The organism is Streptomyces sp. NPDC021019 (assembly GCF_044333295.1).
Classification (GTDB): domain Bacteria; phylum Actinomycetota; class Actinomycetes; order Streptomycetales; family Streptomycetaceae; genus Streptomyces.
Genome location: NZ_JBIRQR010000001.1, coordinates 1,421,947 through 1,446,034, shown reverse-complemented (window position 1 = coordinate 1,446,034; position 24,088 = coordinate 1,421,947). Strand labels below are relative to the sequence as shown.

At 72.1% G+C, this 24,088-nt stretch carries 25 protein-coding genes; 16 read left to right on the top strand and 9 right to left on the bottom strand.

What is annotated here, in order from left to right; all coding sequences use genetic code 11:
• The first annotated feature begins 15 nt into the window (after positions 1 to 15).
• Both mmpB and ACH4RG_RS06755 read left to right on the top strand, forming a co-directional pair.
• Positions 16 to 144 carry a morphogenic membrane protein MmpB gene (gene mmpB, locus ACH4RG_RS06760; RefSeq protein WP_098018286.1) on the top strand — a complete coding sequence of 43 codons (129 nt, stop codon included), beginning with the start codon at positions 16 to 18 and terminating at the stop codon, positions 142 to 144.
• A gap of 100 nt (positions 145 to 244) precedes the next feature.
• The gene (locus ACH4RG_RS06755) at positions 245 to 856 is read left to right on the top strand and encodes a nucleoside triphosphate pyrophosphatase (protein ID WP_215102404.1); all 612 of its coding nucleotides are present in this window, start codon (positions 245 to 247) and stop codon (positions 854 to 856) included.
• Between the two features lie 76 nt (positions 857 to 932).
• Here ACH4RG_RS06755 and ACH4RG_RS06750 read toward each other — a convergent pair whose 3' ends face one another.
• On the bottom strand, positions 933 to 1,421 hold the full coding sequence (locus ACH4RG_RS06750; RefSeq protein WP_398539204.1) for a hypothetical protein: 489 nt from the start codon (positions 1,419 to 1,421) through the stop codon (positions 933 to 935).
• Between the two features lie 354 nt (positions 1,422 to 1,775).
• On the opposite strand from ACH4RG_RS06750, the gene ACH4RG_RS06745 reads away from it, so the two are divergent.
• Together ACH4RG_RS06745 and ACH4RG_RS06740 are read left to right on the top strand one after the other, a co-directional pair.
• Complete coding sequence (locus ACH4RG_RS06745) at positions 1,776 to 3,530, top strand: acetyl/propionyl/methylcrotonyl-CoA carboxylase subunit alpha (protein ID WP_397920226.1); 1,755 nt, start codon at positions 1,776 to 1,778, stop codon at positions 3,528 to 3,530.
• A gap of 127 nt (positions 3,531 to 3,657) precedes the next feature.
• On the top strand, positions 3,658 to 4,254 hold the full coding sequence (locus ACH4RG_RS06740) for a TetR/AcrR family transcriptional regulator (RefSeq protein WP_397920224.1): 597 nt from the start codon (positions 3,658 to 3,660) through the stop codon (positions 4,252 to 4,254).
• A 132-nt stretch (positions 4,255 to 4,386) separates the two neighbouring features.
• On the opposite strand, the gene ACH4RG_RS06735 is transcribed toward ACH4RG_RS06740, so the two are convergent.
• A complete protein-coding gene (locus ACH4RG_RS06735; RefSeq protein WP_397920222.1) occupies positions 4,387 to 5,349 on the bottom strand; it encodes a DeoR/GlpR family DNA-binding transcription regulator in 963 nt (320 codons plus the stop codon).
• 196 nt (positions 5,350 to 5,545) lie between these two features.
• Positions 5,546 to 6,985 (bottom strand): NAD(P)H-quinone dehydrogenase, encoded by a 1,440-nt coding sequence (locus ACH4RG_RS06730; RefSeq protein ID WP_397920220.1) that lies wholly within the window; start codon positions 6,983 to 6,985, stop codon positions 5,546 to 5,548.
• A 272-nt stretch (positions 6,986 to 7,257) separates the two neighbouring features.
• On the opposite strand from ACH4RG_RS06730, the gene ACH4RG_RS06725 reads away from it, so the two are divergent.
• From ACH4RG_RS06725 to ACH4RG_RS06715, 3 genes are all read left to right on the top strand, one after another.
• Positions 7,258 to 7,695, top strand: coding sequence for a gamma-glutamylcyclotransferase (locus ACH4RG_RS06725; RefSeq protein ID WP_007458837.1), 438 nt, complete (start codon positions 7,258 to 7,260; stop codon positions 7,693 to 7,695).
• A 116-nt stretch (positions 7,696 to 7,811) separates the two neighbouring features.
• Complete coding sequence (locus ACH4RG_RS06720) at positions 7,812 to 8,636, top strand: purine-nucleoside phosphorylase (RefSeq protein ID WP_397929766.1); 825 nt, start codon at positions 7,812 to 7,814, stop codon at positions 8,634 to 8,636.
• 421 nt (positions 8,637 to 9,057) lie between these two features.
• Positions 9,058 to 10,698, top strand: coding sequence for a phospho-sugar mutase (locus ACH4RG_RS06715; protein ID WP_398161398.1), 1,641 nt, complete (start codon positions 9,058 to 9,060; stop codon positions 10,696 to 10,698).
• A gap of 79 nt (positions 10,699 to 10,777) precedes the next feature.
• Here ACH4RG_RS06715 and ACH4RG_RS06710 read toward each other — a convergent pair whose 3' ends face one another.
• The gene (locus ACH4RG_RS06710) at positions 10,778 to 11,416 is read right to left on the bottom strand and encodes a PH domain-containing protein (RefSeq protein WP_397920214.1); all 639 of its coding nucleotides are present in this window, start codon (positions 11,414 to 11,416) and stop codon (positions 10,778 to 10,780) included.
• Between the two features lie 180 nt (positions 11,417 to 11,596).
• Here ACH4RG_RS06710 and deoC point away from each other — a divergent pair, with 180 nt between their 5' ends.
• From deoC to ACH4RG_RS06695, 3 genes are read left to right on the top strand one after another with little or no spacing between them, the layout of a single operon-like run.
• Positions 11,597 to 12,544: a deoxyribose-phosphate aldolase gene (gene deoC / locus ACH4RG_RS06705; protein WP_397920588.1), complete on the top strand. Its 948-nt coding sequence runs from the start codon at positions 11,597 to 11,599 to the stop codon at positions 12,542 to 12,544.
• Between the two features lie 5 nt (positions 12,545 to 12,549).
• A complete protein-coding gene (locus ACH4RG_RS06700) occupies positions 12,550 to 13,986 on the top strand; it encodes an aldehyde dehydrogenase family protein (protein ID WP_397920212.1) in 1,437 nt (478 codons plus the stop codon).
• Positions 13,979 to 14,947, top strand: a complete 969-nt coding sequence (locus ACH4RG_RS06695; RefSeq protein ID WP_397920210.1) for an aldehyde dehydrogenase family protein — start codon at positions 13,979 to 13,981, stop codon at positions 14,945 to 14,947. The genes ACH4RG_RS06700 and ACH4RG_RS06695 overlap by 8 nt, the downstream gene beginning before the upstream one ends.
• 75 nt (positions 14,948 to 15,022) lie before the next feature.
• Here ACH4RG_RS06695 and ACH4RG_RS06690 read toward each other — a convergent pair whose 3' ends face one another.
• The gene (locus ACH4RG_RS06690) at positions 15,023 to 15,442 is read right to left on the bottom strand and encodes a hypothetical protein (protein ID WP_398539203.1); all 420 of its coding nucleotides are present in this window, start codon (positions 15,440 to 15,442) and stop codon (positions 15,023 to 15,025) included.
• 62 nt (positions 15,443 to 15,504) lie between these two features.
• Between ACH4RG_RS06690 and ACH4RG_RS06685 the strand changes: the two genes are divergently transcribed.
• The gene (locus tag ACH4RG_RS06685) at positions 15,505 to 16,215 is read left to right on the top strand and encodes a uridine kinase (protein WP_397920206.1); all 711 of its coding nucleotides are present in this window, start codon (positions 15,505 to 15,507) and stop codon (positions 16,213 to 16,215) included.
• 21 nt (positions 16,216 to 16,236) lie between these two features.
• Here the strand turns inward: ACH4RG_RS06685 and ACH4RG_RS06680 are convergent, their stop codons facing one another.
• Positions 16,237 to 17,250 (bottom strand): hypothetical protein, encoded by a 1,014-nt coding sequence (locus ACH4RG_RS06680; protein ID WP_398539402.1) that lies wholly within the window; start codon positions 17,248 to 17,250, stop codon positions 16,237 to 16,239.
• Positions 17,251 to 17,572: 322 nt separating this feature from the next.
• The gene (locus ACH4RG_RS06675; RefSeq protein ID WP_397929761.1) at positions 17,573 to 18,340 is read right to left on the bottom strand and encodes a SigE family RNA polymerase sigma factor; all 768 of its coding nucleotides are present in this window, start codon (positions 18,338 to 18,340) and stop codon (positions 17,573 to 17,575) included.
• Between the two features lie 182 nt (positions 18,341 to 18,522).
• Here ACH4RG_RS06675 and afsQ1 point away from each other — a divergent pair, with 182 nt between their 5' ends.
• The 5 genes from afsQ1 to ACH4RG_RS06650 all read left to right on the top strand — a co-directional run bounded on the left by afsQ1 (position 18,523) and on the right by ACH4RG_RS06650 (position 22,348).
• A complete protein-coding gene (gene afsQ1, locus ACH4RG_RS06670) occupies positions 18,523 to 19,200 on the top strand; it encodes a two-component system response regulator AfsQ1 (protein ID WP_006127084.1) in 678 nt (225 codons plus the stop codon).
• Entirely contained in the window at positions 19,197 to 20,726 is a 1,530-nt protein-coding gene (locus tag ACH4RG_RS06665) for an ATP-binding protein (protein ID WP_397920202.1), read from the top strand. The genes afsQ1 and ACH4RG_RS06665 overlap by 4 nt, the downstream gene beginning before the upstream one ends.
• Entirely contained in the window at positions 20,723 to 21,358 is a 636-nt protein-coding gene (locus ACH4RG_RS06660; RefSeq protein ID WP_397920200.1) for a hypothetical protein, read from the top strand. Before ACH4RG_RS06665 ends, ACH4RG_RS06660 begins: the two co-directional genes overlap by 4 nt.
• A 117-nt stretch (positions 21,359 to 21,475) precedes the next feature.
• The gene (locus tag ACH4RG_RS06655; RefSeq protein ID WP_397920198.1) at positions 21,476 to 22,048 is read left to right on the top strand and encodes a VanZ family protein; all 573 of its coding nucleotides are present in this window, start codon (positions 21,476 to 21,478) and stop codon (positions 22,046 to 22,048) included.
• A 93-nt stretch (positions 22,049 to 22,141) separates the two neighbouring features.
• On the top strand, positions 22,142 to 22,348 hold the full coding sequence (locus ACH4RG_RS06650) for a PspC domain-containing protein (protein ID WP_397920196.1): 207 nt from the start codon (positions 22,142 to 22,144) through the stop codon (positions 22,346 to 22,348).
• 127 nt (positions 22,349 to 22,475) lie between these two features.
• Here ACH4RG_RS06650 and ACH4RG_RS06645 read toward each other — a convergent pair whose 3' ends face one another.
• On the bottom strand, positions 22,476 to 22,778 hold the full coding sequence (locus tag ACH4RG_RS06645; protein ID WP_397920194.1) for a hypothetical protein: 303 nt from the start codon (positions 22,776 to 22,778) through the stop codon (positions 22,476 to 22,478).
• Positions 22,779 to 22,912: 134 nt separating this feature from the next.
• Complete coding sequence (locus tag ACH4RG_RS06640) at positions 22,913 to 24,067, bottom strand: adenosine deaminase (RefSeq protein WP_397920192.1); 1,155 nt, start codon at positions 24,065 to 24,067, stop codon at positions 22,913 to 22,915.
• Positions 24,068 to 24,088 lie beyond the last annotated feature (21 nt).

The following is a 24,088-nucleotide window of genomic DNA, read 5'->3' as shown; positions in this document are numbered from 1 at the left end:
AGCAGGATCGGGAGCATGCTGTGGTCCGATCCCGAGAACAAGCCGCCGAAGGAACTGCGCGACGCCCAGGCCATGATGCGCAGAGCCGGCGTCCTGCTGGCGCTGGCGATGCTGGTGGCGATGTTCGTCCTCGGCATCCGCTGAGAGGGTGGCGCGGCCGGGGCGCGTCCGCCCGGGCCGGGGCCTCCCGCCGCCCTCCGAGACCCGGGCCCGTGGCCGCCCGTCCCCCGCGGCCCCTTCTACGATGGCCCGCATGACTGATCAGCGCCGTCTCGTGCTCGCCTCCGCCTCCCCCGCCCGTCTCGGTCTGCTGCGGCAGGCCGGATTCGCTCCCGAGGTGATCGTCAGCGGGGTGGACGAGGACGCCCTGAGCGCACCGACCCCCGCCGAGCTGGCGCTCGTCCTGGCCCGGGCCAAGGCGGCGGCCGTCGCGGAGCGCGCCGAGGCCGCGGGCGCCCTGGTCATCGGCTGCGACTCGGTGCTGGAACTGGACGGCGAGGCGCTGGGCAAGCCGGCCGACGCCGAGGAGGCCACCGCCCGCTGGAAGTCGATGCGCGGCCGGTCGGGCGTCCTGCGGACCGGGCACAGCGTGATCGACACCGCCTCGGGCCGTACGGCCTCGGCGACGGCGTCCACGGTCGTACGGTTCGGCGAGCCGAGCGACGCCGAGGTCGCCGCCTACGTGGCCTCGGGCGAACCGCTCCACGTCGCGGGGGCGTTCACCCTGGACGGCCGCTCCGCGCCGTTCGTCGACTCCATCGAGGGCGACCACGGCAACGTCATCGGGCTCTCGCTGCCGCTGCTGCGCCGACTGCTGGGCGAGCTGGACGTCTCCGTCACGGAACTGTGGGTCTGATCCGTCACGGAACTGTGGGCCTGATCCGTCACGGAACTGTGGGTCTGATCCGTCACGGAACTGTGAGCCTGGGCCGTCACGGGACTGTGGGCCTGGGCCCCGCGGCGGGCCCGGCGGACACCCCTGTCCGGGCCGCCACCGGGCCCGCCCCGTCGCTCACGCCGTCCTCGGCCGGGGTCTCGGGCCCGTATGCCAGCAGGGTGAGCACCAGCAGGGCCAGCACGAGCATCATGAACGCGAAGGCGCTCCAGCCGACCAGGCCGACGGTGACCGCGCCGAGGACGCCGTGCACGACCGCACAGCCGATCAGGGCGACGCGCTCGAAGCGCCCCGGAGCGCGGTCGCGGGCCCCGGCCAGCAGGGCGATCAGCCCGCACAGGACCAGCAGCAGGCCGGAGACGCCGCCCATCACCCAGGTGCCGGCGGACATGGCGTCCGGGTCCAGGCCGGCCAGCGACATGTTCTGGTTCTCGGCGACCGTGGCCAGGACGGCGTTGATGAGCACGATGCCCACCGCCTCCCCGAACAGCACGAGCGCGGTCACGATCGCCACCGGTCTGCGCATGACCGATCCACCCCCTGTTACCTGCGGTACCTGCGTAGCGCGGACCCTACTCATGGGTATTCCTTCGGACAAGGGGTCGGACAGACCCGTGCGCCGGGCAAAGAATCCATCGACCGTTCGTAGAGTCCCCACAAAGAAATGCCGTGAGGCGTTGACCCTAAAGACAGAGACCTGGACCACACCGGCTGGTTACTGTGCGGTTGAGGATCGCGGCGTACCGTGGTGCCACAAGGGATTTCACTACTGGGGCAAGCCTCGGATCACACTCCGTGTGGGCAAGCTCACCAATGGGGACGGGTCGTACGGCCGTGTCGGTAGTCCCTAAACTCAGCTTGTTTCGAGGAGGGAGTCATCGTGCGCAAGGTGCTCATCGCCAACCGTGGCGAAATCGCTGTCCGCGTTGCTCGGGCGTGCCGGGACGCGGGGATCGCGAGCGTCGCGGTCTACGCCGAGCCGGACCGGGACGCGCTGCATGTCCGGGCCGCAGACGAGGCGTTCGCCCTGGGCGGTGACACCCCGGCCGCCAGCTATCTGGACATGGCCAAGGTGCTGCAGGCCGCCAAGGACTCGGAGGCGGACGCGATCCACCCCGGGTACGGCTTCCTGTCGGAGAACGCGGAGTTCGCCCAGGCCGTCCTGGACGCCGGGCTGACCTGGATCGGCCCGCCGCCGCAGGCCATCCGCGACCTGGGCGACAAGGTCGCCGCCCGCCACATCGCCCAGCGCGCGGGGGCCCCGCTGGTGGCCGGCACCCCGGACCCGGTCTCCGGGTCCGACGAGGTCGTCGCGTTCGCCGAGCAGAACGGGCTGCCCATCGCGATCAAGGCCGCCTTCGGTGGCGGCGGTCGCGGCCTGAAGGTGGCCCGCACCCTGGAGGAGATCCCGGAGCTCTACGACTCCGCGGTCCGCGAGGCCGTCGCGGCGTTCGGCCGGGGCGAGTGCTTCGTCGAGCGCTACCTCGACAAGCCCCGCCACGTCGAGACCCAGTGCCTGGCCGACCAGCACGGCAACGTGGTCGTCGTCTCCACCCGTGACTGTTCGCTCCAGCGCCGCCACCAGAAGCTCGTGGAGGAGGCCCCGGCCCCCTTCCTGAGCCAGGCGCAGAACGACGAGCTGTACGCGGCGTCCAAGGCGATCCTGAAGGAGGCCGGCTACGTCGGCGCCGGGACGGTCGAGTTCCTCGTGGGCGTGGACGGCACGATCTCCTTCCTGGAGGTCAACACCCGCCTCCAGGTCGAGCACCCCGTCACCGAGGAGGTCACGGGCATCGACCTCGTACGCGAGATGTTCCGCATCGCCGACGGCGAGGAGCTCGGCTACGGCGACCCCGCCGTGCGCGGTCACTCCTTCGAGTTCCGTATCAACGGCGAGGACCCGGGCCGCGGCTTCCTGCCGGCCCCCGGCACCGTCACCACCTTCGCGCCGCCGACCGGCCCCGGCGTCCGCCTCGACGCGGGCGTCGAGTCCGGCTCGGTCATCGGCCCGGCCTGGGACTCCCTGCTCGCCAAGCTCATCGTGACCGGCGCGACCCGCGAACAGGCGCTCCAGCGCGCCGCCCGCGCGCTCGCCGAGTTCACCGTCGAAGGCATGGCCACCGCCATCCCCTTCCACCGTGCCGTCGTCGCGGACCCCGCCTTCACCGCGGACCCGTTCACCGTCCACACCCGGTGGATCGAGACCGAGTTCGTCAACGACATCAAGCCCTTCACCGCCCCCGCCGACACGGACACGGACGACGAGGCCGGCCGGGAGACCGTCGTCGTCGAGGTCGGCGGCAAGCGCCTGGAGGTGTCGCTGCCGTCCTCGCTGGGCATGTCGCTGGCCCGCACCGGCCTCGCCGCCGGCGCGAAGCCCAAGCGCCGCGCCGCGAAGAAGGCCGGCTCCGCCGCCTCGGGCGACAGCCTCGCCTCGCCCATGCAGGGCACCATCGTCAAGATCGCGGTGGAGGAGGGCCAGGAGGTCGAGGAGGGCGACCTCGTCGTCGTCCTGGAGGCCATGAAGATGGAGCAGCCGCTCAACGCACACCGCTCCGGCACCGTCAAGGGGCTCACCGCCGAGGTCGGCGCCTCGGTCACCTCCGGCGCCCTGATCTGCGAGATCAAGGACTGACCGCCCGGCATACTCCGAAGGGGCCCGGTCCACGTCGTGATGACGCGGACCGGGCCCCTTCTTCACAGTGGCATCCTGGAACCCACAGAAGGTCCGAGGTCCGCGGACCTGGGGAGGGGCTGAAGCCATGGCAGGGGCGATCCCGATGGAGACGAGCACGGCACGACCGCCGGCCCGGCCGATGCGCGCGGACGCGCGCCGGAACCACGACCGGCTGGTGGGCGAGGCGCGCAGAGCCTTCGCCGAGCACGGTACGGACGCGTCGCTGGAGGACATCGCCCGCCGGGCGGGGGTGGGCATCGGCACCCTCTACCGGCACTTCCCGAACCGGGACGCCCTGATGAACGCGGTCTTCCAGGACGCCCTGAGCTCGCTCCTGGACCGCTCACGGGAGCTGGCGGCGGCGGAAGCCCCGTGCCGGGCGCTGGTGGACTGGCTGGGCGCGATCGTCACTCATGCGGGTGAGTACCGCGGCCTGGCCCACGGCCTGATGTCCGCTTCGCACAACGGGAGCTCGGCACTCGTCCAGTGCCATCTGCCGCTCCGGGAGGCGGGCGCGGGGCTGCTGCGCCGGGCCCAGGAGAGCGGGTCGGTGCGGGCGGACGTCTCGATCGACGATCTGCTCCAGCTCACCAACGCGATCGCGCTGGCGGCCGAGCAGTCGCCCGACGACCCGGAGTTGGCGGAGCGGCTGCTGCGGCTGACCTTGCGGGGCCTGAAGTAGCGGGACCTGAAGCAGCCGGGCCTGCGGCCGGCGTGCTCGGCCGCTGCGCGGGGCTTCTCCCCGCCCCTTCCCGACCCCGGGGCTCCGCCCCGGACCCCGCTCCTCAAACACCGGAGGGGCCGAAAGGCGGCCCTACCGTCGCCGCAGGTCCGCCACCCGGGCCCGCTGCTCGCCCGGCACGTCCGCCAAGGCGGAAGCGCTGCGCAGCTGCGGCCCGAGACCGCCGTTCTGCGTGCGCCGCTGGCCGGGGAGCGGCATGTCCCGGCGGGGCTGACGCCCAGGTGGAGGGCCGTCCCCGCCGGACGCGTCCGCGTCCGGGCCGGCCACCGTGATCTCCACGCCCAGGTCCGCCAGGGACTGGAGTTCGGCGGCGGCCCGCTCGTCGTGGAGCGGGGGCTCGTCCGTCACCAGACGGGTGATCAGTTCGGTGGGCACCGTCTGGAACATGGTGTCCGAGCCGAGCTTGGTGTGGTCCGCCAGGACGACCACCTCCGCGGCGGCCTGCACGAGAGCCCGGTCGACGCTGGCCGAGAGCATGTTGGAGGTGGACAGGCCACGCTCCGCCGTGAGACCGCTCCCGGAGATGAAGGCCCGGGAGACCCGCAGACCCTGGAGGGACTGCTCGGCCCCACTGCCCACCAGCGCGTAGTTGCTCCCGCGCAGGGTGCCGCCGGTCATGACGACTTCGACCCGGTTGGCATGGGCCAACGCCTGGGCCACCAGGAGGGAGTTGGTGACGACGGTGAGACCCGGGACCCGCGCGAGCCGACGGGCCAGCTCCTGCGTGGTCGTGCCGGCGCCGACCACAATGGCCTCGCCCTCGCCGACGAGGCCTGCGGCCAGGTCGGCGATGGCAGTCTTCTCCGCGGTGGAGAGATGGGATTTTTGCGGAAAGCCGGACTCCCGCGTAAAACCGCCCGGCAAGACCGCACCGCCGTGCCGGCGGTCGAGGAGTCCTTCTGCCTCCAGTGCCCGCACGTCCCGCCGTACGGTCACTTCGGAGGTCTGGACGACGCGGGCGAGCTCACGGAGCGATACCGCCCCGTTGGCACGCACCATTTCGAGGATCAATTGACGACGTTCTGCAGCGAACACGAAACTGACAGTAACCTGGCCGCAGGTGAGTTTTCAGCAGTTTGCGCCGAATAACGGAAGTTGTACTTCAAAGGGGCCTCCAAGTGGTATAGGAGGCCCCTTTGTTGGTCGGCGGCGATCGCCAGACGGTCGCCGCGCCGTCCGGACTGCCGCCCGGTCGCGGTGAGATGCCGGAAACGCCGTGCTTCCCGGGCTCTCAGCCCTCGCCCGTGAGCTTGCGGGTGTGCAGCTGCCGGGCCACTTCGGCGATCGATCCGGACAGGGACGGGTACACGGTGAACGCGTTGGCGATCTGTTCCACCGTCAGGTTGTTGTCGACCGCGAGAGAAATGGGGTGGATCAGCTCGCTGGCGCGTGGCGCGACCACACAGCCGCCGACCACGATCCCCGTACCGGGACGGCAGAAGATCTTGACGAAGCCGTCGCGGATGCCCTGCATCTTGGCGCGCGGGTTGCGCAGCAGCGGCAGTTTCACCACCCGGGCCTCGATCTTGCCCGCGTCGACCTCGGCCTGGCTGTAGCCGACGGTGGCGATCTCCGGGTCGGTGAAGACGTTGGCGGAGACGGCCTTGAGGTTCAGCGGGGCGACCGCGTCACCCAGGAAGTGGTACATCGCGATGCGTCCCTGCATCGCGGCGACCGAGGCCAGCGCGAAGATCCCGGTGACGTCACCGGCCGCGTAGACGCCGGGGGCGCTGGTGCGCGAGACCCGGTCGGTGAGGACGTGTCCGGAGTCCTTGAGCCGTACGCCGGCCTCCTCCAGGCCCATGCCCGCGGTGTTCGGGATCGCGCCGACCGCCATCAGGCAGTGCGAGCCGCTGATGACCCGGCCGTCGGCCAGCGTCACCTCGACCCGGTCGCCGACGCGCTTGGCGGACTGGGCGCGGGAGCGGGCCATGACGTTCATGCCGCGCCGGCGGAAGACGTCCTCCAGGACGGCGGCGGCGTCCGGGTCCTCGCCGGGCAGCACCCGGTCGCGGGAGGAGACGAGGGTGACGCGCGAGCCGAGCGCCTGATAGGCCCCGGCGAACTCGGCGCCGGTGACGCCGGATCCGACGACGATGAGCTCCTCGGGAAGCTCGTCGAGGTCGTAGACCTGGGTCCAGTTCAGGATGCGCTCGCCGTCGGGCTGCGCGTCCGGGATCTCCCGGGGGTGGCCGCCGGTCGCTATCAGCACGGCGTCGGCGGTCAGCCGCTCCTCGGTGCCGTCGGCGGCGGTGACGACGACCTGGCGGGACCCGTCGGCGGCCTGGAGCCCGTCGAGCCGGCCCCGGCCGCGCATCACGCGGGCGCCGGCCCGCGTGACGGAGGCGGTGATGTCGTGGGACTGGGCCAGCGCGAGGCGCTTGACCCGGCGGTTGACCTTGCCGAGGTCCACGCCGACGACCCGGGCGGCCTGCTCCACGTGCGGGGTGTCGTCGGCGACGATGATGCCCAGCTCCTCGTAGGAGGAGTCGAAGGTGGTCATCACCTCGGCCGTGGCGATCAGGGTCTTCGAGGGCACGCAGTCGGTGAGGACCGAGGCCCCGCCCAGACCGTCGCAGTCGACGACGGTCACCTCCGCGCCGAGCTGGGCGCCCACCAGGGCTGCCTCGTAGCCGCCGGGGCCGCCGCCGATGATCACGATCCGGGTCACGAAAAGTCCGCCTCGCGTTGTGTAACCCGCGGCCGTCTGCCGCCCCGGCCGGGGGTCCGGGGGATCGCCCCGGGGGAATGCAGTACGTACTCCATTGTCCCGCACGCGCCAAAGTGCTTCGCCCCGGGGCCCTCCATACGGGAAAGAGGGCTTCCGCCGCACGGGAACGAGCCGCCGGGGGCGGCACCGCGGCCCCGCCCCGCACTCCCCCGACCGGGGCCTTCGTCACAGGAACCGCCGCTCCCGCGCCCACCTCCCGTACCCTCGGTCCCATGTCGCTCTACGCCGCGTACGCCGGCAACCTCGACGCGCGGCTCATGACCCGCCGCGCTCCGCATTCCCCGATGCGCAGCACCGGCTGGCTCAACGGCTGGCGGCTGACCTTCGGCGGGGAGCAGATGGGCTGGGAGGGGGCGCTGGCCACCGTGGTGGAGGCCCCGCGCTCCCAGGTCTTCGTGGCGCTGTACGACCTGGCGCCGATGGACGAGGACTCGATGGACCGCTGGGAGGGCGTCGGGCTCGACATCTACCGGCGGATGCGGGTGCGGGTGCACACCCTGGACGGCGAGGAGCCGGCCTGGATGTACGTGCTGAACGGCTACGAGGGCGGGCTGCCCTCGGCGCGCTATCTCGGCGAGATCGCGGACGCCGCTGAGTCCGCCGGAGCACCGCACGACTACGTGATGGAACTGCGCAAGCGCCCCTGCTGACCAGGGCGGACCGGGGCACGGTCGCGGCCTGTTCGTACAAAAGCACAAGGACGCGTGGCACGCCTTTGCGCCAGTACATCTACGCGCGTAGGGATTCAGCGGTTACGCTCGTCCGCGTGAACGCATCTGTTATTCCGGACAACATCCAGGGCGACCCGCGGGCAGCCGCCGCCGGGGCCGCCGCACGCCTGCGCGAGCTGACCGGCGCCGACACCCATGACGTCGCCCTGGTCATGGGCTCCGGCTGGGCGCCCGCGGGCGAAGCACTCGGCGTCCCGGAGGCCGAGTTCCCCGTGACCGATCTGCCCGGCTTCCCGGCGCCCGCCGTCGAGGGCCACGGCGGCACGGTCCGCTCGTACAGGATCGGCGAGAAGCGCGCGCTGGTCTTCCTCGGCCGCACGCACTTCTACGAGGGCCGGGGCGTCGCCGCCGTCGCCCACGGGGTCCGTACGGCGGTGGCCGCGGGTTGCGGGACCGTCATCCTGACGAACGGCTGCGGCGGGCTGCGCGAGGGCATGCGCCCGGGACAGCCGGTCCTGATCAACGACCACATCAACCTGACGGCCGCCTCCCCGATCATCGGTGCCAACTTCGTCGACCTGACCGACCTGTACTCCCCGCGGCTGCGCGCGCTGTGCAAGGAGATCGACGACACCCTCGAGGAGGGCGTCTACGTCCAGCTTCCGGGCCCGCACTACGAGACCCCGGCCGAGATCAACATGGTCCGGGTCATGGGCGGCGACCTGGTGGGCATGTCCACGGTCCTGGAGGCCATCGCGGCCCGGGAGGCGGGCGCCGAGGTGCTCGGTCTCTCCCTCGTCACCAACCTGGCGGCCGGCATGTCCGGAGAACCCCTCAACCACGAGGAGGTCCTCCAGGCCGGTCGCGACTCGGCGACCCGGATGGGCGCGCTGCTGGCGAGGGTGCTCGACCGCGTCTGAGCCGGGCCGCTGAGCCGAGCCGCTGAGCCGGGCCTCCGGGACCGGCACTGCTTGCCCCCCCCTCGGGACCGGCACTGCTCGTCCCCGTCGGGACCGGCACCGCTTTGTTCCCTGCGGGGACCGGCACTGCTTGCCCCCAGAGGTCCGGCTCCGGCCGAGCCCCACCGGACCGGTCCTGGCGGAGCCCTCCAGGGATGGGCTCTGCCTTCGCCCCTGCCCCTTCTCGGCTCCCCCGCCCCTTCTCTGCCCGCCCGGCTGCGTTTCCGGCCCGTCCGCCGTTCGAGAACCGGGGCCCCGGGCGGAGCCCGGTTTCGGGAAGGGGCGGGGAGGGGAACAGCCCGCGCAGCCGATCCCGCCCCGCGCCCCCGCCCCACCCGTACCCCACCCCGTAACTCCTCCGCACCCCCGAAAGGCGGACCCCGTGCAGCATGACCTCATCACGCAGGCCAGGACCTGGCTGGCCGAGGACCCCGACCCCGAGACGCGCGCGGAGCTGGGCGCGATCATCGAGGCGGGCGACACCACGGAGCTCGCCGCCCGCTTCGCGGGCACGCTCCAGTTCGGCACCGCCGGGCTGCGCGGGGAGCTGGGAGCCGGGCCGATGCGGATGAACCGGTCCGTGGTCATCCGGGCGGCGGCGGGCCTCGCCGCCTACCTCAAGACGCAGGGCGAGGAGGGCGGCCTCGTCGTCATCGGCTACGACGCCCGCTACAAGTCGGAGGACTTCGCGCGCGACACGGCGGCCGTGATGACCGGGGCCGGGCTGCGCGCCGCCGTGCTGCCCCGCCCGCTCCCCACCCCCGTACTGGCGTACGCCATAAGGCATCTGGGCGCGGTCGCCGGGGTCGAGGTCACCGCCAGCCACAACCCGCCGCGCGACAACGGCTACAAGGTCTACCTCGGCGACGGGTCGCAGATCGTGCCTCCGGCCGACGGCGAGATCGCCGCCGCCATCGACGCGGTCGGCCCGCTGGCGGGCGTGGAGCGCCCCGAGGACGGCTGGGAGACCCTCGGCGACGAGGTCCTGGCCGCCTACCTCGCCCGTACGGACGCGGTCCTGGCCCCCGGCAGCCCCCGTACGGCACGCACCGTCTACACCGCGATGCACGGCGTCGGCACCTCCGTGCTGACCGCCGCGTTCGCGCGGGCCGGGTTCCCCGCGCCGGTGCTCGTCGCGGAGCAGGCCGAGCCGGACCCCGCGTTCCCCACCGTGGCCTTCCCGAACCCGGAGGAGCCCGGCGCGATGGATCTCGCCTTCGCCACCGCGCGCCGGGCCGCGCCGGACCTGGTCATCGCCAACGACCCGGACGCGGACCGCTGCGCCGTCGCCGTGCCCGACGCCGCCGCGGAGGGCGGCTGGCGGATGCTGCGCGGCGACGAGGTGGGCGCGCTGCTGGCCGCGCACTTGGTGGAGCGGGGCGTGAGCGGCGTGTTCGCCGAGTCGATCGTGTCGTCGTCGCTGCTCGGCCGGATCGCGGAGAAGGCGGGCCTCGGGTACGAGGAGACGCTGACGGGCTTCAAGTGGATCGCCCGGGTGGACGGCCTGCGGTACGGGTACGAAGAGGCGCTCGGCTACTGCGTCGACCCCGAGGGCGTCCGCGACAAGGACGGCATCACCGCCGCCCTGCTCGTCGCCGAGCTCGCCTCCGCACTCAGGGAACAGGGCCGTACGCTCCTGGACCTGCTGGACGACCTGGCGCTCACGCACGGCCTGCACGCCACCGACCAGCTCTCGGTGCGGGTGGAGGACCTCTCGGTCATCGCGGACGCCATGACCCGGCTCCGGGAGCAGCCGCCGACCGCGCTGGCCGGTCTCGCCGTCACCTCGGCCGAGGACCTGGCGCGGGGCACGGACCGGCTGCCGCCCACCGACGGGCTGCGCTACCAGCTGGAGGGCGCGCGGGTGATCGTCCGCCCGAGCGGCACCGAGCCGAAGCTGAAGTGCTACCTGGAGGTCGTCGTGCCGGTGGCGGACGCGGCCGGGCTGCCCGCCGCGCGGGCCCGGGGGGCCGAGCTGCTCTCCGGGATCAAGCGGGACCTGGCGGCGGCAGCGGGGATCTGAGGCACCGCTTTCACGCCGTAGGGCCGGCGCCCCGGGAGGGGCGCCGGCCCTACGGCGTTTCGACGGCCTCGGCCTCGCCTCAGCCGAGCGCCCCCACCACCACGAGCAGGAGGGCCCCCGCGGCGGCCGGGGCGATCACCTCGTACGCCCAGCGCACGGAGCCCCGGTCCGAGCCCTCGGCGGTCGCGTCGCCGGCCCGCTCGGCGATGTCCCGCAGGTCGCGGACCGTCTGGTCGGCGGATGCGGTGCGCGCGGCGGAGTCGCGGACGTCGGCGCTGACGGAGGTGCGGCCGTAGGGGTCGTCGTGCGCCGCGCGGGCCGCGCTGCGCGCCGCGCGCTTGCGGGCGCGCAGGGAGACCGGGACGGCCCACAGCTGGTACTTCGTGCCGTCCTGGGCGAGCAGCTCGGAGGAGTACGAGGCCCGTACGTCGGCGACCTCGGTCCAGGGCAGCTCGATCGTCCGGAACGGGTTGCGGACCCGGATGCGCTCGTCGTCCGCGAAGACGGCGGGCCGCAGGGTGAACGCCACGACCAGCGGCACCACGAGGAGCAGCGCGGCCGCGGCCAGCCAGGGCACCCGCCCCTCGCCCCGGATCATGGCGTCCCCGGCCATCCAGGCGATCAGCAGGAGCAGCAGCGACCCGCAGACCAGTGCGGCGACGGAACGGTAGGTCCGAGTCGCGGGCGGCGGCTCCGCGGGAGGTGTGGGGCTCGTCATGGGGCCGATTCTGCCTGACGGGCGCGGAGGGCGGCGGAGCGGCCGTCCGCGCCCGTCGGGCGGGTCGCCCCGCAGACGGGCCCCGGAAGCGGAACGGGTGGACGGCCGGGTGCGGGACGCACGGATGGCCCGGCCCCCTGTACAGGCCGCTACGCGCGTAGATATGCTCCTCTGGTGACCATGCCCACCACTGCTCCCGCATTCTCCGACGCGACGGCGTCCGACAGTGCGCTGCGCCGCTTCCTGTTCGGGCTGCCCGGCGTCGACGCCGTCGGCCTCGAAGCGCGCGCCGCCGCCCTCGGAACCCGTTCGATCAAGACGACGTCCAAGGCGTACGCCATCGATCTCGCCATCTCGATGATCGACCTGACGACGCTGGAAGGCGCGGACACCCCGGGCAAGGTCCGGGCTCTCGCCGCCAAGGCCGTCAACCCCGACCCGACGGACCGGACCACCCCGCGCACCGCCGCGGTCTGCGTCTATCCCGACATGGCGGCCACCGCCGCCGCCGCGCTGGCCGGCTCCGGCGTGAAGGTGGCGTCCGTGGCGACCGCCTTCCCGGCGGGCCGTGCCGCGCTCGACGTCAAGCTCGCGGACGTCCGCGACGCCGTGGCGGCCGGGGCCGACGAGATCGACATGGTGATCGACCGGGGGGCGTTCCTCTCCGGCCGGTTCCTGAAGGTGTACGAGGAGATCCTCGCCGTGAAGGCGGAGTGCGGGGCCGCCCGCCTCAAGGTGATCTTCGAGACCGGTGAGCTGTCCACGTACGACAACATCCGCCGGGCGTCCTGGATCGGGATGCTGGCGGGCGCGGACTTCATCAAGACCTCGACCGGCAAGGTGGCCGTCAACGCCACCCCCGCCAACACGCTCCTCATGCTGGAGGCCGTCCGCGACTTCCGGGCGCAGACCGGCGTACAGATCGGCGTGAAGCCGGCCGGCGGCATCCGCACCACCAAGGACGCGGTCAAGTTCCTGGTGCTGGTCAACGAGACCGCGGGCGAGGGCTGGCTGGACCCGCACTGGTTCCGGTTCGGCGCGTCCAGCCTGCTCAACGACCTGCTGATGCAGCGCCAGAAGCTCAGCACCGGCCGTTATTCCGGCCCCGATTACGTGACGGTGGACTGATAGCCATGGCATCCGCATTCGAGTACGCACCGGCGCCGGAGTCCCGCTCCGTCGTCGACATCGCCCCGTCCTACGGGCTGTTCATCGACGGCGAGTTCACCGAGGCCGCCGACGGCAAGGTCTTCAAGACCGTCTCGCCGAGCAGCGAGGAAGTCCTCTCCGAGGTCGCGCGGGCGGGCGCGGCGGACGTGGACCGGGCCGTGAGGGCGGCCCGCAGCGCGTTCGAGAAGTGGTCGGCGCTGCCCGGCTCCGAGCGCGCCAAGTACCTGTTCCGGATCGCCCGGATCATCCAGGAGCGCAGCCGCGAGCTCGCCGTTCTCGAAACCCTCGACAACGGCAAGCCGATCAAGGAGACCCGCGACGCGGACCTCCCGCTGGTCGCGGCGCACTTCTTCTACTACGCGGGCTGGGCCGACAAGCTGGACCACGCGGGGTACGGGGCGAACCCCCGTCCGCTGGGCGTGGCGGGCCAGGTCATCCCGTGGAACTTCCCGCTGCTGATGCTCGCGTGGAAGATCGCCCCGGCGCTCGCCACGGGCAACACGGTGGTCCTGAAGCCCGCCGAGACGACCCCGCTCAGTGCTCTGTTCTTCGCGGACATCTGCCGCCAGGCGGGACTCCCCAAGGGCGTCGTCAACATCCTCACCGGTTACGGGGACGCGGGTGAGGCCCTCGTCACGCACCCGGACGTGAACAAGGTCGCCTTCACCGGTTCGACCGCCGTCGGCAAGGCCATCGCGCGCTCCGTCGCGGGCACGGACAAGAAGGTCACCCTGGAGCTGGGCGGCAAGGGCGCGAACATCGTGTTCGACGACGCGCCGGTCGACCAGGCCGTCGAGGGCATCGTCACCGGGATCTTCTTCAACCAGGGCCAGGTCTGCTGCGCGGGCTCCCGGCTGCTGGTCCAGGAGTCGGTCCAGGACGAGGTGCTGGACGCCCTGAAGCGCCGGCTGTCCACGCTGCGCCTGGGCGACCCGCTGGACAAGAACACCGACATCGGCGCGATCAACTCCGCCGAGCAGCTGGCCCGGATCACCTCCCTGGTGGAGACCGGCGAGGCGGAGGGCGCGGAGCGCTGGAGCGCCCCCTGCGAACTGCCGTCGTCCGGTTACTGGTTCGCCCCGACGCTCTTCACGAACGTCACCCAGGCGCACACGGTGGCCCGCGACGAGATCTTCGGCCCGGTGCTCTCCGTCCTCTCCTTCCGCACCCCGGACGAGGCGGTCGCCAAGGCGAACAACAGTCAGTACGGCCTCTCGGCCGGCATCTGGACGGAGAAGGGCTCCCGCATCCTCGCGGTGGCGAACAAGCTCCGCGCGGGCGTCGTCTGGGCCAACACGTTCAACAAGTTCGACCCGACGTCGCCGTTCGGCGGCTACAAGGAGTCGGGCTACGGCCGCGAGGGCGGCCGCCACGGCCTGGAGGCGTACCTCGATGTCTGAGCAGAACCGTCTGAGCGTCTTCAAGACCTACAAGCTGTACGTCGGGGGCAAGTTCCCCCGCTCCGAGAGCGGCCGGGTGTACGAGGTGACGGACTCCAAGGGCCAGTGGCTGGCGAACGCGCCGCAGTCCTCCCGCAAGGACGCGCGCGACGCGGTCGTGGCCGCGCGCAAGGCGTTCGGCGGCTGGTCGGGCGCGACCGCGTACAACCGGGGCCAGGTCCTCTACCGCGTCGCGGAGATGCTGGAGGGCCGCAAGGACCAGTTCGTCCGTGAGGTGGCCGCCTCCGAGGGGCTGTCGAGGTCCAAGGCGGCGGCCGTGGTGGACGCGGCGATCGACCGCTGGGTCTGGTACGCGGGCTGGACCGACAAGATCGGGCAGATCTCCGGCGGGGCGAACCCGGTCGCGGGCCCCTTCTTCAACCTCTCCACCCCCGAGCCGACGGGCGTGGTCGCGGTCCTCGCACCGCAGAAGTCGTCGTTCCTCGGCCTGGTCTCGGTGATCGCCCCGGTCATCGCGACCGGCAACACGGCGGTCGTCGTCGCCTCGGCCGACGCCCCGCTGCCCGCACTGTCCCTGGGCGAGGTGCTGGCCACCTCCGACGTGCCCGGCGGCGTGGTCAACATCCTGTCGGGCGTCACGGCGGAGCTCGCGGCCCCGCTCGCCGCCCACCAGGACGTCAACGCGATCGACCTCACCGGTGCGGACACCGCCCTGGCGAAGGAGCTGGAGATCGCGGCGGCGGACAACCTCAAGCGCGTCCTGCGCCCGCCCGTCACCCGCCGCCACCCCGCAACCGAGGCGCAGAGCGCCGCCCTTCCCTCTCCGGCCGGCGCGGACGGCGCGGCGGACTCCGCGGACTGGTCGGCCTCCCCGGACACGCACCGCCTGACGGCGTTCCTGGAGACCAAGACGGTGTGGCACCCCACGGGCGCCCTGGGAGCCGCCGGCTCCTCGTACTGACGCGCACCCGATGCCCGGACGGGGCCGCCCTCCCACCCCGGGGCGGCCCCGTCCGCCGTTGGCCCGCGCCGGGCGTCAGCCGGTGATGAGCCCGGTGGCCGTCCCCACCACCGGCAGGTCGCTCAGCGAGCCGCCACTGGTGATCGGGTCCGTCAGGACGGCCGTGGTCACCGGCTTGAAGTCGGCGATCTGAGTGCCCACGGCGTTGTCCAGGGGGTCCACCCCGGTGTTGGCCAGCGGGTCCAGCTGGAGGTCGGTGATCGGGGCGACGCTGCTGGCCAGCGAGGTCCCGAGCGCGCTGGTCACCGCCGGTCCGGCCGTCTCGCCGACCGCCTGGAGGGCCGAGGTGCCCTGCTCCGGGACCTCCGCGACCGGGGGCAGCTGGACGGCCCCCGCGGAGCCCGCGCCGGCTCCCAGGGCGGCTCCCAGCGCGGTGAGGGTCAGACCGGCGCGCAGCAGGACGCGACGTTCGGGCTTACGTGCATGAAGTGCCATGTTTTCCACCTGATCGAACCTGGTCGGGTAATCGTCTGTGCGCGCAGAGTAGTTGAGGTGTGATGCCGGATACCAACAGGAGGCCCGGGGGGTCCCCTGCGCGGGTCAATGCCTCACACTTCTCTTCTGTGAGTTCCCAACCGATCCCCACCCGCGTCGTGCTGCTCGCGGGCCCCTCCGGCTCCGGCAAGTCCTCCCTCGCCGCGCGCACCGGTCTGCCCGTGCTGCGCCTGGACGATTTCTACAAGGAGTACGACGACCCGACACTGCCTCGGGTCCCCGGCTCCACGGACGTCGACTGGGACTCCGCCGGGTCCTGGGACGCGGACGCGGCGGTGGCCGCCATCGCCGAGCTGTGCCGGTGCGGCCGGACCGAGGTTCCGGTGTACGACATCGCCACCAGCTCCCGTACGGACCGTGAGGCCTTCCACATCGAGCGGTCACCGCTGTTCGTGGCGGAGGGGATCTTCGCGGCGGACATCGTCGAACGCTGCCAGGACCTGGGGCTGCTGGCGGACGCGCTGTGTCTGCGCGGCCGCCCGTCCACCACGTTCCGGCGGCGGTTGGTACGGGATCTGCGCGAGGGCCGCAAGTCGGTGCCGTTCCTGCTGCGGCGGGGCTGGCGGCTGATGCGGGCCGAACGCCGCATCGTGGCCCGCCAGACGGCCCTGGGGGCGTACCCCTGCGGCAAGGAGGAGGCCCTGGGACGGTTCGCCGCCGCGGCGGCCGGGCGGTGCCGTCGGGCGGGCGTGGGGGTGCCGGTCCCGGAGTAGGGACGGACGCCCCGCTCGCGCTCAGCCCGTGGGGGCAGCGCAGCCGAAGGTCTTGGCGGCGGCCTTCACGAAGGGCTCGACATGGGCGTCCCGCCGCGGAAGGTCCGCGTGGAGCTTGCTCGCCGCCAGGTACTGCAGTCCCGACTCCACCGCCAGGTAGAGGGGGTCCCCCTCCGCGCAGCGCAGGATGAATCCAGCACCCTTGTCGACGAGTTCCCCTTCCCGGCCGCCCCGCGACGCGCCGTTGACCGTGCCCGGAAACTTCCGCATGGCGGCGATGAGCAGCGGGTCCCGGGTGGCGGTGTACTTCATGAAGCCGTCACTGCGGACGAAGCCACTCGTCTCGTCGTCCAGGGTCAGCTTGCAGGCCCACAGGTCGGCGGGAGCCTTCTGCCCTTCTTCGAGCACCGTCGTCCCCGCCGGCACCTGGTCCGCCACGGCCAGGCCGTCCAGGCCGCACACCTGCCCTGCGGAGACCGGACGGGCGGCGTCGGAGCGCGGAGGCACGAGCGTCCCGGGCTTCCCTGGGAGGTCACCGCATCCGGTCCGGGCCGCGATGGTCCGTACAGTGTCGGTGGCCAGGACGGCGAAGGCTGCGCGGTCGGCAGCCGGTTCGGTGATGTTGAACTCGGCGACCACCGGCCGGTCGGTCCAGCACTTCTCGGGCAGCATGACCCACGCCTTGTGAGCGTCGACCCCGCCGGTCACCTCGCCGCTGAAGAACGAAGCGCCCGTCGGGTAGGGCTGCCCGTCGAACGTCAGCGGATCGTAGCCTCGTACCCCCCAGAGCCGAACAGTCAGCCGGCTCTCGCCTGAGCCGAGGACGACAGACGACTTCTCGACTTCGCACGTCGTATTCGTCAGGTCGCCGTCATCCAGACCGTCCCCTTCGGCGTCCAGACGCCCGGACCCCGGAAGGACAGCGTCCGTCTTCTCCGCCGAGACCAGGTCCCCACAGAGCCTGTCCGCCGTCAGCACGTTGGTGTTGCGCCAGGCGTGCAACAGCCCCGCGACCACCACGACCACGGAGGCCACGACCGCCCAGACCTTCCACGCCGGCCTCGTACGGCCACCCTCTGTTGTGCTCACTGGCTCACTTCCTGGTTCGCGGGGCCGGCGACGACGGCGCCGACCCCACCGTAACGGCCCGGACGCACGGGAAGCGGGGCCGTACAGGACCCCCCGGCCCGTACGACCCCGCTGTGTCTCCCCCGTGCCCCGCGCCTCCCCCGAAGCGGCGGGCCGTTCCCCCGTGGTTCCCCGAACCCCCCTCGGTCCCCCCTTTTTTACTGCTCCCCCGTACTTCCCCCGTACCTCCCCCGTGGCCCCCGCCTCCCCCGAGACGGAGGGCCCAGCCTCAGGCCACCAGCTCGCCGAAGGACTCCTGCTCGTCACGTCCGAAGCTGAGGACCTCGTCCTCGCGCAGCCGGCGCAGGGAGCGCCAGATGCTGGACTTCACCGTGCCGACACTGATGTCGAGGATCGACGCGATCTCCGGGTCGGTGCGGCCCTCGTAGTACCGCAGGACCAGCATCGTGCGCTGGAGTTCGGGCAGCCGGGCGAGCGCCTGCCACAGCACCGCCCGCAACTCCGTGCCGCGCATCGCGTCCGTGTCGCCCACCGTCTCCGGCAGCTCCTCGGTCGGGTATTCGTTGAGCTTGCGCCTGCGCCAGGCGCTGATGTGCAGATTGGTCATGGTGCGGCGCAGATAGCCGCCGACCGCTGCCTTGTCGCTGATCCGGTCCCACGCCCGGTAGGTCGAGAAGAGGGCGCTCTGGAGCAGGTCCTCGGCCTCGAACCGGTCACCGGTCAGGTGGTAGGCGGTCGCGTACAGGGAGGCCCGTCGCTCCTGGACGTAGGCCGTGAACGCCGCTTCGGCGTCCGCGTCTGCCGTCCGGGCCGTGCGATCCCCCGTGACTTCCCCGTACGCGCTCGCCGCCCCCTTGGGCGCGTCGATCACCGTCATGTACGGCATGCGCACCTGCTCCGCCACCGTCTGGTGCTGACGCCCGGCGCTCCGAACACACCCCCGCATGTTCATCGCACCGGACTTCTCCGTGCTCCGCCCGACGTCGTGGAGACGCGTGACAACTGCGCTTGAGCTGGTGCTGTGCAGTGCGTTCATCTCGCGCCCCCTATCGGTGGAGTTCGTTCGTGCCCTGTTGTCGAAGAGCTTGCCGGGGCAGTTTCATGGCGCTGTCCCCCGACTGTCACAGGCCTGTCACAGGGGCGGTCGGGGCCGTGCCCGGACAATCGGACCGGGCCACAGGTCGAACTGAAGCGCCACCATGGGCCAGAATGACGTTCGTGCCTTTCCTGTTGCTGATCGAGGACGACGACGCCATCCGCACGGCCCTCGAACTCTCGTTGTCACGCCAGGGCCACCGTGTGGCCACCGCGGCGACGGGAGAGGACGGCCTGGAGCTGCTGCGCGAGCAGCGGCCCGACCTGGTCGTGCTGGATGTGATGCTGCCCGGGATCGACGGTTTCGAGGTGTGTCGGCGTATCCGCCGCACCGACCAGCTGCCGATCATTCTGCTGACCGCGCGCAGCGACGACATCGACGTCGTGGTGGGACTGGAGTCCGGCGCGGACGACTATGTGGTGAAACCCGTCCAGGGGCGGGTGCTCGACGCCCGGATCCGGGCGGTGCTGCGCCGGGGGGAGCGCGAGTCGACCGACTCGGCGACCTTCGGCAACGTGGTGATCGACCGCTCCGCCATGACCGTCACCAAGGACGGTGAGGATCTGCAGCTCACACCGACCGAGCTGCGGCTCCTGCTGGAGCTGAGCCGTCGGCCCGGCCAGGCCCTGTCCCGGCAGCAGTTGCTGCGCCTGGTGTGGGAGCACGACTACCTGGGCGACTCCCGTCTGGTGGACGCCTGCGTACAGCGGCTGCGCGCGAAGGTGGAGGACGTGCCGTCCTCGCCGACCCTCATCCGTACGGTGCGGGGCGTGGGCTACCGGCTGGACTCGCCTCAGTGACCGAAACCGCCGAGCGGTCCCTGCGTGCCGGTCTGCGCTGGACCAGTCTGCGGCTGCGCCTGGTCGTGGTGTTCGCGCTGGTGGCGCTGACGGCCGCGGTCTCCGCTTCGGGAATCGCGTACTGGCTCAACCGCGAGGCCGTGCTGACCCGTACCCAGGACACCGCGCTCGACGACTTCCGGCGGCAGATGCAGGCCACCGCGGCGGAGCTGCCGACCCGTCCCACCAAGGACGACCTCCAGCGGGCCGCCGGGGAGATGGCGTCCAGCAGTCTGGGTTACAGCGTGCTGCTGGAGGCCGAACGCGAGCGCGGCAAGCCGATCGTGGGCTACTCCGACCTGGACAGCTTCACCCGGGCCGACGTGCCGGACTCGCTGCAGGAGCAGGTGGCCCGCAAGCAGGCGCTGACGTCGAGCAACGAGCACGAGTACCACCTGTTCTGGCAGCGGACGAGCATCGCGGGCACGCCGTATCTGGTCGCCGGTACACGGATCATCGGCGGCGGCCCGACCGGCTACATGCTCAAGTCCCTCGACCAGGAGCGGCAGGACCTCAACTCGCTGGCCTGGTCGCTGGGGATCGCCACCGCCCTCGCGCTGGTCGGCTCGGCGCTGCTGGCGCAGGCCGCCGCGACGACGGTGCTGCGTCCGGTGCAGCGGCTCGGCGACGCCGCCCGCAAGCTCGGCGAGGGCAAGCTCGACACCCGGCTCGTGGTCTCCGGCACGGACGAACTCGCCGATCTCTCCCGTACGTTCAACAGGACGGCCGGCTCGCTGGAGAAGAAGGTCGCGGACATGAGCGCGCGGGAGGAGGCGAGCCGCCGGTTCGTCGCCGACATGTCGCACGAACTGCGGACCCCGCTGACCGCGATCACGGCGGTGGCCGAGGTGCTGGAGGACGAGGCGGACACCCTCGACCCGATGATCGCGCCCGCCGTGCACCTGGTGGTCAGCGAGACCCGGCGGCTCAACGACCTGGTGGAGAACCTGATGGAGGTGACCCGCTTCGACGCGGGCACGGCCCGCCTGGTGCTGGACACGGTCGACGTGGCCGACCAGGTGACCGCGTGCATCGACGCGCGGGCCTGGCTGGACGCGGTGGACCTGGACGCGGAGCGCGGCATGATGGTGCGGCTCGATCCGCGCCGGCTGGACGTGATCCTGGCCAACCTGATCGGCAACGCCCTCAAGCACGGGGGTTCGCCGGTGGGCGTACGGGTGCGGACCGAGGGCGAGGAACTGGTCATCGAGGTACGGGACCACGGTCCGGGCATCCCCGAGGAGGTGCTGCCGCACGTGTTCGACCGGTTCTACAAGGCCAGCGCCTCCCGGCCGCGGTCGGAGGGCAGCGGGCTCGGCCTCTCCATCGCCATGGAGAACGCGCACATCCACGGCGGGGACATCACGGCGGCGAACTCCCCGGACGGCGGCGCCGTCTTCGAACTGCGGCTGCCGCGCGACGCCGAGAAGCTCGCGCACCACGGCGAACCGGGGGCGGACACCCCGGACGGGAACGGGGCGACGTGAAGCGCGGCGATGTCACGTACCGGCGATCCCCGATCCGGCGGCGTACGGCAGCCTCGCTGGCCGCCGTGCTGGCGGCCGCGGCGCTTCTCTCCGGGTGCGGGATCCGTACGACCTCGGTGCCGGTGGACGCGGGGGCCGCGCCCTCCCGGGTGCCGTGCCGGCTGTCCTCCTCGGACGTCGCCACCCGGACGCCGGACAGCGTGACCACCACGGTGTATCTGGTGTGCACCTCACAACTGGTCACCGCGGAACGTCCGGTGGCGGCGGACGCGACCGGCACCGCCCCCCTGGTCGTCGCCCGGAAACTGCTGGAGGAGGTCCAGCAGGCGCCGCCCGCGAACGAGCGGCAGGCCGGGTTCACCACCGCGGTCCCGGCGGGGCTGCGGGTGGTTCCGGTCCGGGACGGCGATCCGGAGGGCACCGTGCGCCTCAACAGCCAGCCGGAGGACCTGTCGGCGGAGGCGCTGGCCCAACTGGTGTGCACGTACGCGGAGAGCGAGGCGCTGGTCCGGGACGGCTCGGTGGTCCTGGGCGGGCCCGGGGACTACCCGCCGCGCGGCTATCTGTGCACCTCGCAGACGAAGTCCCGGCCGGGCGACCTGGCCACGCCGGACGGCGTCCGGCTGGACTGACGCGGGTCCCGGGCGGCCGGGCGCCCTCCCGGTGCGGGAAGACGGGCTGCCCGGGGGAGCCGCCCGGGAGGCGGGCCGCGACGGCGCGGAACCGATCCTGCCGGTCACGGCGTCTTGGTGGACGTGCGTCACAGTTCGGACGGCGAGACCGTCATCCACTTCCGCGCGGCGGGGGTCACTCTCCTTGTCGCGCATCTGCTGTTCGTCGGGTGGCTGACGCTGCGCCCGCTGGACGTTCCCTGGATCACGGCGGCGAATTTCGAGCCGCTCGCCGGGATCAGGGCGGACCTCGCGCTGGGACCGGCAGAGGCGGCCCGCCGGATCGGCGGGGCGTTGCTGCTGCTGGCCCCGCTGGGGGTGCTGCTGCCGATGGCCGGGGGCCGGATCTTCGTCTCCCCCTGGGTCTCACTGCTGCGCACGGCCGCCGCCGGCGCGCTGATCTCGCTCGCCATCGAACTGGGCCAGACCGGGGTCCCCGGTCAGATCGTCGACATCGACTCGCTGCTGCTGAACACCACCGGGGTGGTGCTGGCCCATCTGCTGGTCGTCCCGGTCTGCCGGGCGCGGCTGCGCCGCCGGGGCCTGCCGGGGGTACGGGACCTGCCCCACTACCGGCAGGAGACCCGTCTCAGGGACGAGGCCCCTGGGGGGTCGACCCCGACGATTACCGGGGTCGGCCTCGCCCCGTAGAGCGAGGCTTTGTCCCCCTTCGCGGCGCACCATGGATACATCGGGGAGCGCACGAGGCCGCTCCTCACACCACGGTTCACGAAGGAGCCCACCATGGCCGCACTTGTCCGCCCCCGCGAAGGCCGCATGATCGGCGGGGTGTGCGCGGGCCTCGCCCGGCGCTTCGGCATCTCCGCCAACACGATGCGCGTCATCTTCGCCGTCTCCTGTCTGCTGCCCGGCCCGCAGTTCCTGCTCTACCTGGCGCTGTGGGCGCTGCTGCCGTCGGAGAAGTCCGCCTCCTCCGCGACGGCCTGGTGACGCGCCGGACCACGGGGAGCAGATACGCACAGTGGGGCGCACCCCCTGGACCAGGGTGTGCGCCCCACCGGCAGGTACGGGCGGCGCCGCTGGGCCGGTGCGCGCCCCGGGGTCACCCGAGAGCCTCTCAGCCGCCGAGCGGGATCCCGTTGGCGGTGAGGCCCTGGGTGGGCAGGCCGCCGAGCAGACCGGTGACCGGGGCGGCCGCGTCGGTGGCGTCGCCGCCGAGGACCTTGCCGACGGTCTCCTGGACCGGCGCGTTCTGGGCCGACTTGGCGACGGTGTCGAGCGCCATCGTCGAGACGGGGAGCGCCCCGGCCGCTGCGTCCAGCGGCAGCGCGGGGGCGGCGGAGGCGCTGCCGGCGGCGGCAGCGGCGAAAGCGGCGCCGAGAGCGGCGACACCGAGAGTCTTGGCAGCAGACTTCTTCATGGAGAGTTCATCCTTGGGGAAGGGGATGTGAGCGGCTCTGCAAGCTAGCCATCCCGCTGCCCTTATCGCAAACATCCCGACACGCGGAAAAGGGCCGGGGTTTCCCTTCCCGGCCCTATTCCCTGTCGGATATCTCAGCCCGCGGAGACCGCGGAACCGCTGGTCACAGCGGTCTGGCGGAAGAGCCACTCGGACTTCAGCTCCGCGTAGCCGGGCTTGACGACGTCGTTGATCATGGCGAGACGTTCGTCGAAAGGAATGAAAGCTGATTTCATCGCATTGACGGTGAACCACTGCATGTCATCGAGCGTGTATCCGAAGACCTCGGTCAGCCGCTCGAATTCCCCGCTCATGCTCGTGCCGCTCATCAGCCGGTTGTCCGTGTTCACGGTGACCCGGAAGTGCAGTCTCCGCAGCAGTCCGATCGGGTGCTCGGCGTACGAGGTGGCCGCGCCGGTCTGGAGGTTGGAGGTCGGGCACATCTCCAGCGGGACGCGCTTGTCCCGTACGTAGGAGGCGAGGCGGCCGAGGGAGACCGAGCCGTCCTCGGCGACCTCGATGTCGTCGATGATCCGCACCCCGTGGCCGAGGCGGTCGGCGCCGCACCACTGGAGCGCCTGCCAGATCGACGGCAGGCCGAAGGCCTCGCCCGCGTGGATGGTGAAGTGGTTGTTCTCGCGCTTGAGGTACTCGAACGCGTCGAGGTGGCGGGTGGGCGGGAATCCCGCCTCGGCGCCCGCGATGTCGAAACCGACGACGCCCTGGTCGCGGTAGCTGTTGGCGAGTTCGGCGATCTCCAGCGCACGGGCGGCGTGCCGCATCGCGGTGAGGAGGGCGCCGACGCGGATGCGGTGGCCGTGGGCACGGGCGATGCGCTCGCCCTCGCGGAAGCCCTCGTTGACGGCCTCGACGACCTCTTCGAGGGTCAGGCCGCCCTCCAGGTGCTGCTCGGGGGCGTAGCGGATCTCGGCGTAGACGACGCCGTCCTCGGCGAGGTCCTCGGCGCACTCGGCGGCCACCCGGAACAGCGCGTCACGGGTCTGCATGACGGCGCAGGTGTGGGCGAACGTCTCCAGGTAGCGTTCCAGCGAACCGGAGTCGGCGGCCTCGCGGAACCAGATGCCGAGCTTGTCGGCCTCGGTCTCGGGGAGGGAGTCGTAACCCTGCGCGCGGGCCAGCTCGACGATGGTGCCCGGCCGCAGGCCGCCGTCGAGGTGGTCGTGGAGCAGCACCTTGGGGGCGCGCCGGATCTGGTCGGAATCAGGGACGTTCGGGGTCTGGCTCGTCATCTTGGCACTCTAGCGCCTACG

Coding starts and splice junctions, on each gene's coding strand:
- ACH4RG_RS06645 (WP_397920194.1), bottom strand. CDS start 22,778: ATGAAGAAGTCTGCTGCCAAGACTCTCGGTGTCGCCGCTCTCGGCGCC.
- ACH4RG_RS06650 (WP_397920196.1), top strand. CDS start 22,142: ATGGCCGCACTTGTCCGCCCCCGCGAAGGCCGCATGATCGGCGGGGTG.
- ACH4RG_RS06695 (WP_397920210.1), top strand. CDS start 13,979: ATGTCTGAGCAGAACCGTCTGAGCGTCTTCAAGACCTACAAGCTGTAC.
- ACH4RG_RS06700 (WP_397920212.1), top strand. CDS start 12,550: ATGGCATCCGCATTCGAGTACGCACCGGCGCCGGAGTCCCGCTCCGTC.
- ACH4RG_RS06675 (WP_397929761.1), bottom strand. CDS start 18,340: ATGAACGCACTGCACAGCACCAGCTCAAGCGCAGTTGTCACGCGTCTC.
- ACH4RG_RS06725 (WP_007458837.1), top strand. CDS start 7,258: ATGTCGCTCTACGCCGCGTACGCCGGCAACCTCGACGCGCGGCTCATG.
- ACH4RG_RS06640 (WP_397920192.1), bottom strand. CDS start 24,067: ATGACGAGCCAGACCCCGAACGTCCCTGATTCCGACCAGATCCGGCGC.
- ACH4RG_RS06750 (WP_398539204.1), bottom strand. CDS start 1,421: ATGCGCAGACCGGTGGCGATCGTGACCGCGCTCGTGCTGTTCGGGGAG.
- ACH4RG_RS06740 (WP_397920224.1), top strand. CDS start 3,658: ATGGCAGGGGCGATCCCGATGGAGACGAGCACGGCACGACCGCCGGCC.
- ACH4RG_RS06690 (WP_398539203.1), bottom strand. CDS start 15,442: ATGGCACTTCATGCACGTAAGCCCGAACGTCGCGTCCTGCTGCGCGCC.
- ACH4RG_RS06755 (WP_215102404.1), top strand. CDS start 245: ATGGCCCGCATGACTGATCAGCGCCGTCTCGTGCTCGCCTCCGCCTCC.
- ACH4RG_RS06685 (WP_397920206.1), top strand. CDS start 15,505: ATGCCGGATACCAACAGGAGGCCCGGGGGGTCCCCTGCGCGGGTCAAT.
- ACH4RG_RS06710 (WP_397920214.1), bottom strand. CDS start 11,416: ATGACGAGCCCCACACCTCCCGCGGAGCCGCCGCCCGCGACTCGGACC.
- deoC (WP_397920588.1), top strand. CDS start 11,597: ATGCCCACCACTGCTCCCGCATTCTCCGACGCGACGGCGTCCGACAGT.
- mmpB (WP_098018286.1), top strand. CDS start 16: ATGCTGTGGTCCGATCCCGAGAACAAGCCGCCGAAGGAACTGCGCGAC.